General features: G+C 43.4%; 12 protein-coding genes. 4 read left to right on the plus strand and 8 right to left on the minus strand.

Going from position 1 to position 15,019, the window contains the following annotated elements:
- Positions 1 to 79 precede the first annotated feature (79 nt).
- Together ACPEGP_RS02080 and ACPEGP_RS02085 are read right to left on the minus strand one after the other, a co-directional pair.
- The gene (locus tag ACPEGP_RS02080; protein ID WP_191691595.1) at positions 80 to 1,375 is read right to left on the minus strand and encodes an HlyD family secretion protein; all 1,296 of its coding nucleotides are present in this window, start codon (positions 1,373 to 1,375) and stop codon (positions 80 to 82) included.
- Positions 1,376 to 1,474: 99 nt separating this feature from the next.
- Positions 1,475 to 3,163: an MFS transporter gene (locus ACPEGP_RS02085; RefSeq protein WP_423813784.1), complete on the minus strand. Its 1,689-nt coding sequence runs from the start codon at positions 3,161 to 3,163 to the stop codon at positions 1,475 to 1,477.
- Positions 3,164 to 3,645: 482 nt separating this feature from the next.
- On the opposite strand from ACPEGP_RS02085, the gene ACPEGP_RS02090 reads away from it, so the two are divergent.
- A complete protein-coding gene (locus ACPEGP_RS02090; RefSeq protein ID WP_423813785.1) occupies positions 3,646 to 4,866 on the plus strand; it encodes an alanine racemase in 1,221 nt (406 codons plus the stop codon).
- Entirely contained in the window at positions 4,854 to 6,200 is a 1,347-nt protein-coding gene (locus tag ACPEGP_RS02095; RefSeq protein ID WP_423813786.1) for a D-arabinono-1,4-lactone oxidase, read from the plus strand. Before ACPEGP_RS02090 ends, ACPEGP_RS02095 begins: the two co-directional genes overlap by 13 nt.
- Before the next feature lie 60 nt (positions 6,201 to 6,260).
- Here the strand turns inward: ACPEGP_RS02095 and ACPEGP_RS02100 are convergent, their stop codons facing one another.
- The 5 genes from ACPEGP_RS02100 to ACPEGP_RS02120 all read right to left on the minus strand — a co-directional run bounded on the left by ACPEGP_RS02100 (position 6,261) and on the right by ACPEGP_RS02120 (position 10,952).
- Complete coding sequence (locus ACPEGP_RS02100) at positions 6,261 to 6,896, minus strand: glutathione S-transferase family protein (RefSeq protein ID WP_193030347.1); 636 nt, start codon at positions 6,894 to 6,896, stop codon at positions 6,261 to 6,263.
- 28 nt (positions 6,897 to 6,924) lie between these two features.
- A complete protein-coding gene (locus ACPEGP_RS02105) occupies positions 6,925 to 7,602 on the minus strand; it encodes a type 1 glutamine amidotransferase domain-containing protein (RefSeq protein WP_423813787.1) in 678 nt (225 codons plus the stop codon).
- A gap of 109 nt (positions 7,603 to 7,711) precedes the next feature.
- On the minus strand, positions 7,712 to 8,761 hold the full coding sequence (locus tag ACPEGP_RS02110) for an NADP-dependent oxidoreductase (protein ID WP_423813788.1): 1,050 nt from the start codon (positions 8,759 to 8,761) through the stop codon (positions 7,712 to 7,714).
- Between the two features lie 141 nt (positions 8,762 to 8,902).
- A complete protein-coding gene (locus tag ACPEGP_RS02115) occupies positions 8,903 to 10,120 on the minus strand; it encodes an iron-containing alcohol dehydrogenase (protein WP_289050400.1) in 1,218 nt (405 codons plus the stop codon).
- A gap of 229 nt (positions 10,121 to 10,349) precedes the next feature.
- Positions 10,350 to 10,952, minus strand: a complete 603-nt coding sequence (locus tag ACPEGP_RS02120; RefSeq protein WP_289050401.1) for a TetR/AcrR family transcriptional regulator — start codon at positions 10,950 to 10,952, stop codon at positions 10,350 to 10,352.
- A 539-nt stretch (positions 10,953 to 11,491) separates the two neighbouring features.
- On the opposite strand from ACPEGP_RS02120, the gene ACPEGP_RS02125 reads away from it, so the two are divergent.
- Complete coding sequence (locus tag ACPEGP_RS02125; protein ID WP_423813789.1) at positions 11,492 to 12,982, plus strand: aldehyde dehydrogenase family protein; 1,491 nt, start codon at positions 11,492 to 11,494, stop codon at positions 12,980 to 12,982.
- 113 nt (positions 12,983 to 13,095) lie between these two features.
- Here ACPEGP_RS02125 and ACPEGP_RS02130 read toward each other — a convergent pair whose 3' ends face one another.
- Complete coding sequence (locus tag ACPEGP_RS02130) at positions 13,096 to 13,332, minus strand: hypothetical protein (protein WP_144296297.1); 237 nt, start codon at positions 13,330 to 13,332, stop codon at positions 13,096 to 13,098.
- Between the two features lie 395 nt (positions 13,333 to 13,727).
- On the opposite strand from ACPEGP_RS02130, the gene ACPEGP_RS02135 reads away from it, so the two are divergent.
- On the plus strand, positions 13,728 to 14,981 hold the full coding sequence (locus tag ACPEGP_RS02135) for an NnrS family protein (RefSeq protein WP_068405625.1): 1,254 nt from the start codon (positions 13,728 to 13,730) through the stop codon (positions 14,979 to 14,981).
- The last annotated feature ends 38 nt before the right edge of the window (positions 14,982 to 15,019 follow it).

The following is a 15,019-nucleotide window of genomic DNA, read 5'->3' on the forward strand; positions in this document are numbered from 1 at the left end:
ATATTGCAAAAATCAAAAAGCCTCTTTAAACCTAACACGCTAGGCATTTAAAGAGGCTTTTCTTGCGCTGATTTTTAGCCTAACTTCTTGCTTTGGTATCGACATTCACTGACACTGACATACCTGGACGTAACTGCGCAAGGTTAGGCTGGCTTTGGTCTAAATCAATTCTAACAGGAACGCGCTGGGCAATTTTGATATAGTTACCCGTCGCAGGATTGGCCGCGCCGGCACTAAATTCGCTGCCCGTTGCAGGCGAGATATTACTGACATGACCACTAAATTTGGCACCGCCAAGGGCATCGACATGAATGGTAGCGGGCTCACCGATACGCATATTGGCTACTTGCGTTTCTTTAAAGTTAGCAATAATCCATACGCCTTTTGGTACGATATACATCAGCTGCGTACCTGCGCTCACGTATTGTCCCTCTTTGACACTGATTTGACTCAGCTGCCCAGATTCTGGTGCCTTAATAACGGTATTGTCTAAATTAATCTGAGCTTGCTTAGCACCGGCTTCTGCACTCTTAATATTGGCATCTAAAGATGAGCGGCTACCGCTGGTCTTCTCGCTTGCCTCACGAGCCACTTGTAAATTCGCTTCTGCTTGTTGCACGTTGGCCTGCGCTTTTGCAAGTTGCGCTTTGATATGCGCCACTTCTGCCTTTGAGACCGCGCCGATAGCGTCTAAACCTTGATAGCGTTTGACATCCTCACGCGCACTGTCGACGCTGACTTTAGCACTATATAAGTCCGCCTCGCGTGCTTCGATTTGCGCTTGGCTGGTTCCTGTATCCTGCGCATTACTAGCGCGATTGGTCACAGCGATTTCAATGTTTGCCTGCGCTTGCTCAAGCTGCTGCCTAAAAGTACGATCGTCTATTTTGATTAATAAATCACCTTCTTTAACATTGGCAAAATCCTCAACCGCCACCTCAGTCACGTAGCCAGATACTTGCGGACTGATAATGGTGGTTTGGCCTTTAATAAAGGCATTATTGGTCTGCTGGATCGTCGGAGTAAAAGGCGGCAGCTTCCAAGCGTACAAAATTAAGGCCACGCCAATCACAATCAAGGCGATTAGTATGCCTAAATTTAAATAAGATTTCTTCTTTGGCGACCAGCCGTCGCTGCTAGGAATCGGCTCCTTTGGCGGCATGGACGACTCATCACTGTCAGTAAGATTATCATTAACAGTACTCTCGTCATTAACAATACTCTCATCATTTACGAGCCTGTCGTTAGCTGATTTATCTATATTGACCACAGCACTTGGATGATTTGTTGCATCAGGAGCATGATTGTCGTTGGTTAGCGCGTCAGAGGCAGGCTTAGGGTTTTGGTTAAGCTCATCAGATTTTTCTTGACTCATGCCGCGCTCCTAAAGTTTGAATAGTTATCATAAGTTTTTTGCATTAATTAATATGTTAAGTGGCATTTTTAAATGAAGAAAATGCTTTAATTATTCGGGCTATTTTGCTTCGCGCATTTTTGCAATCGCTGCCAATTCTTTAGCCAATGGATTACGTTTATGGTAGCGATGATACAAGTAATTTAGTAATAAAATCAGCGTTGTGATGGAGGCGATAGTTGCCATAAGAAAAAATAAATCAGCATAGGCGGCGACAGTCGCTTGGCGCTGAATGCCTTGCAATACTTGTCCCATCGCTGCGACATTTGCTTGATTGGCATCCGTGATTTGGGTAGATAACATACGACCTGCGCCTGCAACTTGTGCCATTAAGGCCGGATCGCCCAAATTAAGCGAGCTGACCATATCAGCGTAGTGTATCTGTGTACGTATGGTGGTAAACGCTTGAATCGCTGCCGCGCCTGCAAGTCCGCCAATGGTCTGCGAGATGCTAAAAATAACCGAAAAACTAATAATGTAAGCGGGGCCGTTAGCGATAGCGCGAAACATCCCTTCAAAAACCATGGGACCCATAAAGTAAACGGCAGCAAAGGCAATCATAAATTGACTGACATAAAACATATAAGGAGCAGAATTTAGCGAAATATCTGTATCTAGCCATGCGCCAACAGCAATCAGTGCCACGGCGAAAATGACCGGACGGCGTAAATCCATCGCATTAGTCCTAAAAATACTGATGACCAAGGCCAGAACGCTGGCGGCAAGTATCACCGCATAAAAGGTAATCAGTTGATCATTTCCGTAGCCCAAATTGGCCAATAAACCTGCTGCACCGACATTTTGCTCGGATAATAAAATACGCATCACCGCGCCGGTTATCGTAAAAGCGATGATATTGCGGCTACGCATCCAGCGCACTTGTAACATTGGGTTTTTACGGTGCGTTTCAATCCATAAAGCGATGCTAATCGTCACCACCGCGATGATGAGCGGATAGCTCAGCCAAGGCGTCGTCCACCACTGGATACGCCCTTGAACCAAAAAGACTGCCAAGGCTGCAAGTCCGCTAGCAAAAAACGCAAAGCTTAAAAAATCCAGTTTTTCGAATACTTTTTCGGTATTGCCAGGTGGTAGCTCTAAGATATTAATCAGGGCAAAGCAAATCAGGGTTAAGCCCAATTCAAACAAAAATAGCGTTTCAAGCTGGCCGTCGACCGCGAGATATGGCGAGATAATCCTTGAGAGAGGAATGCCAAATTGTACTAAGCCAAATCCCAAAATCAGACCGCTAATGCGTTTGGCGGTTGGCATGCCTTGCAAGCAATAAAAAATAGCCAACACCGTCATGGCACTAGCAACCATACCGCTTAAGCCGCGGGCGATGATTTCTAGATAATAAGGCTCAATAATAATAGCGCTGGTGTCCAATAAATGACTACTGACCAACCATTGTAAACTGGTGGTCGCCAACAGTGAGAACAGGGTGATTTTGCTAAAGAGCGCCATACCAAATTGCTGACGGATTTTGTATAGCAGCACCGTAATACAAGCATTGGTCATATTATAGGCGACCGATATCCAGCCACCTTCGACGGGTGTCAAGCCCATTTCACCTTGGATTTGGGTCAGATTCGCTACCAATAAACCATTTTGAAAGCTGGCGGTGATGCCAATAAAAATACCAATCAATAGATAAAATACTTTACGGCGAGTAGGATGGTCGGGTGTGGCGGGAGAACCCACCATAAAGGGTTGTTCGTGCGGTTTGAATTGGTATTCATTGCTCATTGTCTATCGCCACCTGCTAAAAGTAGAAAGATAAAGTGACATCGTAGGACTCTTATACGAGCAATAATTGGAAGAGCTATTATCAAATTGAGCCATAAGTGCTTCATTTAGTAGCTATAAATAGTAGCTATAAAAAATAAAAAACAGTCAAAGGACTGTTTGCATTATTTTATCATGATTTCAATTTGAGACTATTTAGTGATTGTACTTTTTTAGTTTAAAAAGGTGAGAGCGTCATAGTTATTTTTATGCTTAAAGATATAAATAATTCCACTTTTATTTAGAGTTTTTGCTCGAAGGTCTTCTTAGCTAAACTTATTTATGTGATTTAACAAATGTCGATTTTTTATAAATATGGCGCTTGACTGAGCTAGGCTCTGGGTACAAACTATGATGCTGATATATCCTCTTTTTTAGAGGCATAATAACAGTATTATAAGAAATATAAGGTCGTATTCAATGGTCGTTACAAGGAAAGTAAAATGGATTTTGCCCACATTATTCCGTCGAAAGCTCCGAGTGCGTGGCTCGATATGGACGCGCTCGATCATAATATAACACTGGTCAACCAAAAAACTAAGTCTGTTCAACTACGCTTGGCGACCAAATCTATTCGCTCTATCGACGTTCTGCACTACATTAAAGACAAATCTCCTAACTTTATCGGGCTGATGTCTTATGCGGCTGACGAATCAGTGTATCTGTTAGAAAATGGCTTTGATAATATTCTCTGCGCTTATCCAACTTTAGATACGAAAAGTGTCGCCGCAACTTTTGACTTTACCAAACAGGGCGCAACCATGATTTGGATGATCGATCGCCCAGAGCATGTGGATGTGCTTAATGAAGTTGCCAAAGCGCACGATGTCATTATTGATGTTTGTCTCGATATCAATATGTCGATGCCGCTGCCCAAGCTGTATTTCGGTACCAAACGTTCAGCAATAATGAGCATCAAAGACGTAAAAAAGCTACTACAGCATATCAAAAAATATCCCAATATTAAGATCAGTGCGGCAATGGGCTATGAGGCACAAATTGCGGGTTTGCCCGAGCATTTACCGGGTAAAACTGTGTTGTCGCCTGCGATTCGTTTATTAAAAAATCGCTCACAAAAACAAGTGAGTAAGCGCCGCCGCTCAATTGTTGACTATCTGGATAAACAAGGTTATACGCTTAAGCTCGTCAATGGGGGCGGCAGTGGCAGTATGGATTTCACCTCAAGCCAGCCTGAGGTTAGCGAAATAACGGTCGGTTCTGCCTATTATAAACCGGTGTATTTTGATTATATGGATAGCATGCATGAGTTTCAGCCTGCCGCGGGCTTTGTGCTGCCTGTGACGCGTCAACCAGAAAAAGGCGTGATTACCTGTCATAGTGGCGGCTTTATTGCCTCGGGTGCGACAGGTGCCGATAAAGCACCGGTCATTCATTATCCCAAATATTTATCTCTATTAAACGATGAAGGTTTTGGTGAAGTACAAACGCCGATGGCAATTGGCAAAACGGGCAATGATGAGATGCCGCGTCTTAATATTGGCGATATGGTTTGGTGCCGCCATGCAAAAGCAGGCGAGCTGTGTGAACATTTTAATGAACTCATTTGTTATCGACAATTTGGTCAGCCTACAGTGGCAGCAAACAAAGAACAAAAGCAGCAAACCATGATAACTTACCGAGGAGAGCGCAAATGTTTTCACTAAGGCAGTGGCAAGGAAGCAATGATTGGCAAAATTGGGTAGGGTACGAGCGTGCTGCCCCTGAGCAAAAACTCACGCCTTCATCGGTTGCAGAACTACAAGAGATTGTGAAAAATGCACGGGCAAATAAAAAGCGCGTTAGAGTCACCGGTGCGGCGCATTCTTTTAGTGGCTGCGCGAAACCTGAAGAAATTGCCGTCAGTTTACATAATATGCGCGGTCTTATCTTAGTCGATAAAGAGGCGAAGCTTGCCACTTTACATGCTGGTACTTACTTATATGAAATTGGCCCAGCGCTCAAAGAGCATGGTTTGGCATTAGAAAATATGGGCGATGTGCAAGCGCAAACCATTGCTGGTGCTGCCAGTACCGCAACTCATGGCACAGGGATTACTTTAGGCTCGATTGCCAATCAAGTGGTAACATGGGAATGGGTCGATGGTAAAGGAGAACTGCATACTCATCATCGCGGCGATCCGAAAACCGATGAGCTGGGTAATGCCTTACATGCCAGCCTTGGTATGCTTGGTATTTTCACCAAATTAACGCTTAAAGTAGTCGATATCTACGGACTTAAAGAGTCCAATGAAGTCTTAGATTTTGAAGAAGGCTTGGCACGTTTTCATGAAACCGCGCACAGCCATCGTCATCTAGAATGGTTTTTGTTTCCCGGCACCAATAAGGTTCAGCAAAAGACGCTGTCAGTCATAGCACCCAAAGCGATGACGGGCACGCAAAAACTCAAAGATCATTTTGACAGTGTGGTCACTTTAAATGGTGCTTTTTATGTACTGTGCGAGCTGGCTCGTATGAAGCCGTCGCTGACCAAAAAGGTCAGTGAAATATCAGCAAGCTCCATTCCTAATACCAAGCGTGAAGGCTATAGCTACGAGGTGTTTCCGACACCGCGCGGCGTTAAGTTTAATGAGTCTGAGTATTTTATCAAGTTATCTGACTTTGATGAATGTATCTCAGAGGTCAATCATATTTTATTAAACGACAATAAAGGCTCGCACTTTCCTATTGAGGTGCGCACGCATAAAGGCGAGACAGGCATGCTTAGTCCTACGCAGGGGGAGGATTGCGCGGTATTATCGTTCCATGTCTATAAGGGTATGGACTGTGAGCCATTGTTTAAATGGCTGTACGAGTATATGAAAAAATGGCAGGGTCGCCCGCATTGGGGCAAAGTGAATAAATTGAGCCGTATAGAGCTGCAAAGCTTATATCCTAAGCTAAATCGCTTTTTGGAGATACGCCGTGAGTATGATCCTGATAATGTCTTTATGAATAGCTGGCTTGAGCAAAAGTTTTGCCTTAAGCCCTTAACAGCTTAGCCATAAAAAAACAGCTCATAAAGAGCTGTTTTTTCATATTAAACCATTGAAATGTCTTACTTAGCGCTTAATAGAGTCATCATAGTTGGCTTCCAAACGCATGGCGCGTTGGTAGCTATCAATGCTCGTCAGTTGCAAAGCATACTGTTTGATATGGGTGTAGTCTTCTAACGCGCCGCGCTTAGCGAGCATGATTAAATCAAACGATAGCATGAAGTCAGCGCCACTGAGTTTGTTGCCGACGATAAACGTTTTGTCTTTCACCTCATTATCTAAATAGCTCAGGAGTTTGTGCTTTTCTTGAGCGATATAACCGGTCAAAAACGCATTGTCGCCAACGCCTGCTTTAGTGGTAAACAGCTCAAGCAATAACGGCAACATCAGCGAGCTTTCGGCAAAGTGAATCCACTGCAAGTAATGACCATAATCAGTGCTGTCGGTCGCAGGGCGTAATTGCTCTGGCGCAAAACGCTCAATCAATAGCTCGATTATCGCCCCAGATTCTGCGTAAAGCTCGCCATCCATCTCAATAACCGGAGATTTACCGAGTGGATGAATTGCTTTTAGGCTACCAGGTGCTAGATGCGTGTTGGCATCACGCTGATGGCTAATAATTTCATAAGGTTGCCCCAATTCTTCTAGTAGCCATAGTGTACGTAGTGAGCGTGATTGATTAAGATGGTGTAAGCGAATCATGATGTCAGCCTTGTTGCTGTATTTTATATTAAGCGTTCAGTTTAGCCAGTAAGCGTTTGGCAGCTTCTTCTGATGAGGCTGGGTTTTGGCCGGTAATCAATAGACCGTCTTCGACGACATACGATTCCCAATCTGCGCCTTTTTGATAGTCACCACCATTGGCTTTTAAAACGTCTTCCAATAAGAAAGGTACGACGTCAGTGAGCTGTACACCTTCTTCTTCGGTATTGGTAAAGCCAGTAACTTTTTTACCTTTAACCAAATACTCACCATTGACTTTGACGTTTTTCAGCGCTGCAGGAGCGTGACAAACAAAAGCAACCGGCTTGTCTTGCTTAACAAAGCTTTCAATTAACTCGATAGAATTTTTATCGACTACCAAATCCCATAATGGACCATGACCGCCTGGATAAAAGACAGAATCGAAGTCTTCGGCTTTTACGTCGGCAAGCTTTTTGGTATTGGCAAGACGCTCTTGCGCCTCTTTGTCGTCTTTAAAGCGTTTGGTGTCCTTGGTTTGCGCATCTTCCGTATCGCTACTCGGATCGAGTGGTGGTTGACCGCCAGCAGGAGAGGCTAAGGTAATATTGACGCCAGCATCTAAAAAAGCATAGTAAGGGGCGGCAAATTCTTCGAGCCAAAAGCCGGTCTTTTTGCCAGTATCACCTAATTTATCGTGTGAGGTTAGTACCATTAAAATATTCATAATTGTCCTTATTTATTATTGATATTGGTATTGATGCTTGTTGGTATTCATCGTTAAGTATTGCTGAGAGATTCTATTGCTCTTAGCGTTGCGCTATTTAAAATAACCACTACTGAACGTCGGCAACTTTAACCACGGTTTTACCGAAGTTCTTACCGTCTAACATGTCAAAGAAAGCTTGCGGCGCTTGTGCTAAGCCATCGACAATATGCTCTTTGGTTTTAACTTTACCCGACTCAACCCATTCACCCATGGTTTTTAAGAACTCTGGGAAATAATCGCCGTACTCTTCAAAGATAATAAAACCTTTGATAGTCAGGCGCTGGCTCAGAATAAGACCCATTAGCATACCGAGGCGGTCTTTGCCATCAGGAAGTTCAGTCGTATTATATTGTGACACTAGGCCGCACACTGGGATACGTGCATGAGCATTTAGTAATGGCAATACGCCATCGAGTACTTTACCGCCAACGTTTTCGTAATAGATGTCGATACCATCTGGGCAAGCGTTTTTCAGCTGTTCGGCAAAGTCGTCGGCTTTATGGTCGATACAAATATCAAAACCTAATTCTTCAACTGCATAGGCGCATTTTTCCGCACCGCCTGCCACACCAACGGTACGCAAGCCTAAATGCTTGCCGACTTGTCCGACCGTTGCGCCCACAGGACCAGTTGCTGCTGCGACGACTAAGGTTTCGCCTTGTTTTGGTTTACCGATATCGGTTAAACCCATGTAGCCGGTAAAGCCTGGCATACCAAGGACACCCAAACCATACGAAGGGTTGGACATATTCTTATCAAGTTTTAGCACGCCTTCGCCATCACTGACGCTATAATCCTGCCAGCCTGAATTTGATACCACCAAATCACCAACGGCAAATTTATCGATATTAGATTCGACCACTTGGGCGACCGTACCGCCAAGCATCACATCGCCGACTTCTAGTGGGTCAGCATAGCTTTTTGACGCGCTCATACGTCCGCGCATATACGGGTCAAGTGACATATAAACCGTGCGTAGTAGCATTTGCTTGTCATTAGGTGTTGGGATGTCGCTGGTGGTCAGCTCAAAGTTATCTTTAGTAGGAGCGCCATTAGGGCGGCTGGCAAGTTTGATTTGACGATTTTGTTGCTGGTTTTGTTGTTCATTAAAGCTCATGTTAAAGCTCCTTATTCTAGTTATTATTCTAGTTATTGGTTTTTTAACGTTTTAAAATTCTTAAAGTCAGTAGCCATAGCAAGATGGATGGCTACCGATTGTCGTGAATATAGAAAGTTACGATGATAAGACTTTAAATAATTAGGCTTTGCTCGTCACGGCGCGTTCTAAGATGCGGCGTGATACGTCTAAATCATTTTTACCATATTCGCCCAATTTCACCATTTTGTGTGCTTCAAGTTGCTTGATGATAGGGTCAATCGCCGAATTATCTAACTCTGCGTCTTCTAAGCTCACTGGCAGTCCAAGCTCGCGGAAGAAGTTCTCAGTATGCACAATAGCAGTTTCGATGACGGTGTCGTCGTCTAAATCTGTATCTGTAATGTTCCAAACGTTACGCGCATATTGGAGCAATTTGTCTTTTTTACTATCTTTAAGCTCACGCATGACTGACGGCAGTACAATCGTGAGCGTACGAGCATGGTCAATCGCGTGTAGAGAAGTCAATTCATGACCAATCATATGCGTCGTCCAATCTTGTGGTACGCCCGTGCCAATCAGGCCATTCAATGCCATGGTTGCTGTCCACATGATGTTTTTACGCGTTTCTAAATTCTCTGGGTCGGCCTTAACCGCTTTACCTTCTTCGATAAGAATTTTTAATAAACTCTCAGAAAAGGCATCTTGTACTTTGGCATTAATAGGATAGGTAAGGTACTGCTCCATGACGTGAACAAAGGCGTCAGCGACACCGTTCATCACTTGGCGCTCAGGTAATGTCAAGGTTTTGGTCGGGTCCAAAATTGAGAATTTAGGGAAGGTAAGCGGGTTACCAAAGGGTAGTTTTGCTTGACGTTCGCTATAGTTAATTACGCCGCCAGAGTTCATCTCAGAACCGGTCGCTGGAATGGTCAATACTGCGCCTAAATCAATCGCTGAGTCGATGTTTTTGCAATAGCTGGTCAATGCGTCCCACGCTTTTTCACGAGAAACCGTACCATCTGTGCTACCTTCTTCAGTTAATGAAGACACAAGGGCGACAAATTTACTGCCATCAATGACTGAACCGCCACCAACGGCCAATAAGAAATCAATATTATGCTCATTGACCATGTCAGCGGCTTTTAGCAGCGTGGTAAACTCTGGATTGGCTTCAATACCGCCAAACTCAAATACTTCACGGTTGCCGTTAGCACCTAGCGCATTTTTTACTTCATCTAAGGTGCCAGTACGCTGCGCTGAACCACCGCCATAAGTGATTAATACACGTGCATCGGTTGGCACCAGTTCTGACAATTTTTTGATTTGACCTTCGCCAAAGACGATACGAACGGGATTGTAATATTGAAAGTTATTCATAAAATTCCTAGTTGTTAATGAGAAGCTGTAAGGTGAGTTTTAAGAAGTGTGTAGGTTGTGAGCGCAAAAATTAGATCGTAGTAACTTTTGCTGTTTGAGCGTATTTTACATCAACTAGACCGGTCGTCTAGTAGTTTATTATTAATTTTACAAAACTATCGTATAACCGAAAATCGTCATTGATTAGCTAGCGGTCTAAATAGTTGCTCATGGAAATTCTGAATAATATTTAGCGACCAAGTTGCGAGGTGGTCATCAGCCAAACTTCTGCCAATGGTGTATCGGTTTGACTGATTTTAGCGATTAAGCTGGCACCTAACCACGCAAAGTACCAACGCTTAGCCATACTCTCAGCGGCGATATTATCAGGGTGAGGGATTGAGCCATCTGCCCAGCCGGCTTTTATTTGCTCAGCAATCCAGTTGATAGTTTGCTGATAACCTGCATACAAGGCTTTACGCATGGTTTCTGAGATATCAGCCACTTCAGCGCTGAGCTTAACTACCAAGCATTTTTCATGGTCGCAGCCGTTTTGCTGGGTGTCATACCAGTTCTGAAAATAGTTATAAATCTTTTGTTGCGCGCTAATATCTTCAGCTGCAATCGACTCTAAGCGCCTTTTATAGTTAGCAAAATAATGCTCGATGATGGCTTCACCAAAAGCTTCTTTTGAAGCAAAGTAATGATAAAACGAGCCTTTAGGTACACCGGCAGTATCGAGTATTTGTTTGATACCGACAGCGGTAAAACCTTTTTGGGCAATAAGCTTATAACCTATCGCTAACAGAAGCGCCTTCGTATCGGATGGAATAGGGGTGGTAATATCAGACATGAAGAGGATGTTCTCCTTAGGGTATTATTTGGTTATGTAATCGAATGGAAATCAGTTAAATAGAAACCAGGGTTGAGAGCACTACTTTGATAATAGTTTTAAGCGTTACGTTTTCTCAACAATACATAATGATAAATTATTCTTGTTTTTGTGCTTACTATGGTAGCATTAGACCAGTCGTCTAGCAAGTTACGTTTGGTGAGAAGGCTTTTATTTATTAACGCAACTTATAAATGAATTCTTTTATCAATGAAACCTTTTATCAACGTTGAGCAGCAAGTTTTTTGCACAATAGTTGTGCCGACTGTTTATAAAGTGATACAACCTAGGGTTTTATACGTCAATCTCAACTTATCGTAGGCTTTTGATTTTTATAGAATTTAAAATTCTAATTGTTTTAACTGAAATTTTAAAAAGTAAGTAAACCAATACCTTAGAAAAATAAGTTGAGAGTGGGGTGTTTTATACAAGTTTCTATCTAGAAAATACTTTTAATTGAATGGCTCTTAAAAATAAACTTAAAATAAATAAGGATAATTATGTCAACCGATACTAAGCATACTCAACAAAGCGCGTATAACGATTTTCATTTGCAATATATCGCCGGTACTTGGCAAAAAGGTCAAGACGATAGCGTCAATACCGATACCAATCCTTTTAATGGCGAAACCTTGGTAGAGATTCAGCAAGCAACCGATAAACAGCTCGATGAAGCTTTTCAGGCGGCAACCAAAGCACAGGCAGAATGGGCGAAGCAAACGCCAGCCCAGCGTGCAGCGGTATTATATAAAGTTGTCAATATTTTTGATGAGCGTCAAGAAGAAATCGTTGAGTGGTTAATTAAAGAGTCGGGCAGTACCCGTATTAAAGCCATGGTCGAGTTTGGTAGTGCGCGTGCGATTACGCTTGAAGCGGCTACTTTTCCTAACCGCGTGCATGGCGAGATTCGCCCTTCTAATACGCCGGGTAAAGAGAACTTTATTTATCGTGAGCCGATGGGCGTGATTGCTGTGATTAGCCCATGGAACTTTCCTCTACATTTAACCCAGCGTTCTATTGCGCCTGCGTTAGCCTTGGGTAATGCCGTGGTGCTCAAACCTGCCAGTGATACGCCGATTACTGGCGGTCTACTATTGGCAAAAATATTTGAAGAAGCGGGTCTGCCAAAAGGGCTGCTGAGCGTGGTCGTTGGCGCAGGTAGCGAGATTGGCGATGCGATTGTTACTCACGATATTCCAAGCTTGGTGTCATTTACTGGTTCAACGGCGGTTGGCAAACATATCGGCGAGCTTGCCAACGGCGGCGATTATATCAAGCAAGTGGCGCTTGAGCTTGGCGGTAATAGCCCGTTTGTGGTGTTAAAAGATGCCGACATCGAACAAGCGGTAAAAGCAGCAGCCTTTGGTAAATTCCTGCATCAAGGTCAAATCTGTATTGCGATTAATCGCATCATTGTCGAAGATGAGATTTATGATGATTTCGTTGAGCGTTTCCTAGCTCACGTAAAAACCCTAAATGTCGGTGATCCTAGCAAAAAAGACACCGCAGTTGGCCCTATCATCAATAAAAAACAAGTCGAATCGCTACAAGAAAAAATCGCCAAAGCGCAGAAAGAGGGCGCTAAGATGCTATTAAGTGGTGAGATTAAAGGTCAGGTGGTGCCGCCGCATATCTTTAGTGAAGTGACGCGTGAGATGGACTTATCCTGTAATGAAGTTTTTGGCCCTGTGGTTGGTATCATTCGTGCCAAGGATGAAGACGATGCGCTGTCGATTGCCAATGACTCTATGTATGGTCTATCGAGTGCGGTCTTTACCCAAGATATGGAAAAAGGTCTGCGTTTTGCGCGCGGTATCAAAGCGGGCATGACCCATATCAACGATATCTCGGTCAATGATGAAAGTAATGCGCCGTTCGGTGGCGAGAAAAACTCTGGTATCGGACGCTTTAATGGTGAGTGGATACTAGAAGAATTTACCACTTTGCATTGGATTTCAGTACAGCATAAACCACGTGAGTATCCGTTCTAATCAACGTATTTTGGTTAGACGTATTTAATTAAACGTACTGCTATGAAAAAAGACCGCCTTGATGGTGGTCTTTTTTCTTACTAATAATGTCGTTACTCTAAAAGTTGATTATTCTAATGTTGCTTAGTATGAAAACCCAATAACGCTTCGATTTCCTCGATAGACATACGGCGGGTCAGTGCTTGCTCTTCTACCGTCAAGCGATTGGCGTGCTCTTTAATCATGGTATGGATACTGCGCGCGACCTCTGATGTCGTGGCATAATACATTTGTGGTTGTTGTTCGGTCAGTAGAGTTAAAAAACGATTAACAATTTTACGTTTTTCAATTGGTGCATGTGCTTCTGTCATGACATTCTCCTCAAGGTGGACCATTTATGTAGTCAAATTAGCCGTGGTCACTATTGATGATGGTAATAATGAAAGCAAATATCAAGGTGCTGGCTACTTTAGCGCTTAGTTCGTAGCGCGTCGCTTTTAGAATTTACATTTATACCGCCGTAAATTCGCCGATATCAGTCATTTGCGATAAGTTATTTAATAGCCGTGGTTTAGCATAAATGATAGAATATAGATTAATATAATATAAGTTATCTAGTGTAGCGCGTTATATGAGTCAAAGGTGTATATAATAGGTGCGTTAATTCATCGTAGCAGTCATATAGTTTCAGTTGTATTATGTATAACATTCATTTAAAATATATCTTTAAGACATACCTTCTAACTTTGACTATAAGAAGTCTGTTATGCAATCAATTAATTTACCTACCAAACCGCCAAGCTCGCCGCATCCTATTCTCAACCTGAGCTTTCGGATATTTTTCAGTGCCGCGGCTTTATTTGCCATTATCACAATGACGCTATGGGCGTTTGTGTTTACCGGACACACGGATATCGATGCGCAAACGTTAAATCCGCTGTATTGGCATGGTCATGAAATGATTTATGGCTATGCGCTGGCAGTCGTGGCGGGCTTCTTATTGACCGCAGTGAAAACCTGGACGGGCGTGATGATGCCACATGGTTATAAGCTGCTCGGTATCTTTATGTGTTGGTTGCTGGCACGCTTGGGTTGGGTAGCATTTGGCCTCGGTATCACGGTAGCTGGTAGCGGGGCAGCCTTACTATATGCCGCGGCGATATTTGATTTATTGTTTGTCGGCTGGATGGCATTTGTGATTTCTCGGGCAGTGCTACAAGTGAAGCAATATAAGCAGATGGGTATTTTAGCCAAGCTTACGCTTCTAACACTCGGTAATGCGCTATGCTATTGGGGCATTATCAGCGCCAATATGAACTTGACCAAGTTAGGTATCTATTTAGGTTTTTACTTGATTATCGGCCTAGTGTTGACCATCGGTCGTCGCGTGGTGCCGTTCTTTATCGAGCGTGGTTTAAGTATTCCAAACGCTAAAGGCGAAAAAGAAGAAGTCACAGTACGTAATAATAAAGCACAAGATATCGCAAGTTTACTGTTTTTCTTTGTTTTTTTCCTCGTTGATTTATTTTACCCCAATAAATACTTGCTGACCATCAGTGCCCTTGGGGTCGCGGTGGTCAATATCGTGCGCTTAGCGGGCTGGTATCATCGCGGCATTTGGCAAAAACCACTCTTATGGTCGTTATATATCGCGTTTTTAGGCATGTGTCTGAGTTTTGTGTTATACGCACTACAGCCATGGCTCGGTTACAGCCACAGTATCGCCGTCCATGGATTATCCATCTCTGGCGTGGGTATGATGACAGTAGCAATGATGGCGCGGGTATCGCTCGGTCATACAGGTCGCAGTATCCATCAACCGCCCAAAATCGTCAATCTTATGTTTGCACTGATGGTGCTGACGTTTGTCAGTCGAGTATTTTTACCATTAGTCGATATGAGCCATTACTTATTATGGATTATGACGGCGCAAGGTGCTTGGATTGCTTGTTTTGCATTATTTTGCATCAGTTATTTACCGATGCTGGCACGCCAACGGCCAGATGGCTTATTTGGTTAATAAGGTTTTGACGTGATCAACGTTATTTTACAACGTCA

It is taken from the genome of Psychrobacter sp. 219-2-C, from assembly GCF_049560815.1.
Taxonomy (GTDB): Bacteria; Pseudomonadota; Gammaproteobacteria; order Pseudomonadales; family Moraxellaceae; genus Psychrobacter; species Psychrobacter faecalis.

Excerpts from the sequence above, each read along its gene's own strand:
- ACPEGP_RS02080 (WP_191691595.1), bottom strand. The coding sequence starts at position 1,375 with ATGAGTCAAGAAAAATCTGATGAGCTTAACCAAAACCCTAAGCCTGCC.
- ACPEGP_RS02085 (WP_423813784.1), bottom strand. The coding sequence starts at position 3,163 with ATGAGCAATGAATACCAATTCAAACCGCACGAACAACCCTTTATGGTG.
- ACPEGP_RS02090 (WP_423813785.1), top strand. The coding sequence starts at position 3,646 with ATGGATTTTGCCCACATTATTCCGTCGAAAGCTCCGAGTGCGTGGCTC.
- ACPEGP_RS02095 (WP_423813786.1), top strand. The coding sequence starts at position 4,854 with ATGTTTTCACTAAGGCAGTGGCAAGGAAGCAATGATTGGCAAAATTGG.
- ACPEGP_RS02100 (WP_193030347.1), bottom strand. The coding sequence starts at position 6,896 with ATGATTCGCTTACACCATCTTAATCAATCACGCTCACTACGTACACTA.
- ACPEGP_RS02105 (WP_423813787.1), bottom strand. The coding sequence starts at position 7,602 with ATGAATATTTTAATGGTACTAACCTCACACGATAAATTAGGTGATACT.
- ACPEGP_RS02110 (WP_423813788.1), bottom strand. The coding sequence starts at position 8,761 with ATGAGCTTTAATGAACAACAAAACCAGCAACAAAATCGTCAAATCAAA.
- ACPEGP_RS02115 (WP_289050400.1), bottom strand. The coding sequence starts at position 10,120 with ATGAATAACTTTCAATATTACAATCCCGTTCGTATCGTCTTTGGCGAA.
- ACPEGP_RS02120 (WP_289050401.1), bottom strand. The coding sequence starts at position 10,952 with ATGTCTGATATTACCACCCCTATTCCATCCGATACGAAGGCGCTTCTG.
- ACPEGP_RS02125 (WP_423813789.1), top strand. The coding sequence starts at position 11,492 with ATGTCAACCGATACTAAGCATACTCAACAAAGCGCGTATAACGATTTT.
- ACPEGP_RS02130 (WP_144296297.1), bottom strand. The coding sequence starts at position 13,332 with ATGACAGAAGCACATGCACCAATTGAAAAACGTAAAATTGTTAATCGT.
- ACPEGP_RS02135 (WP_068405625.1), top strand. The coding sequence starts at position 13,728 with ATGCAATCAATTAATTTACCTACCAAACCGCCAAGCTCGCCGCATCCT.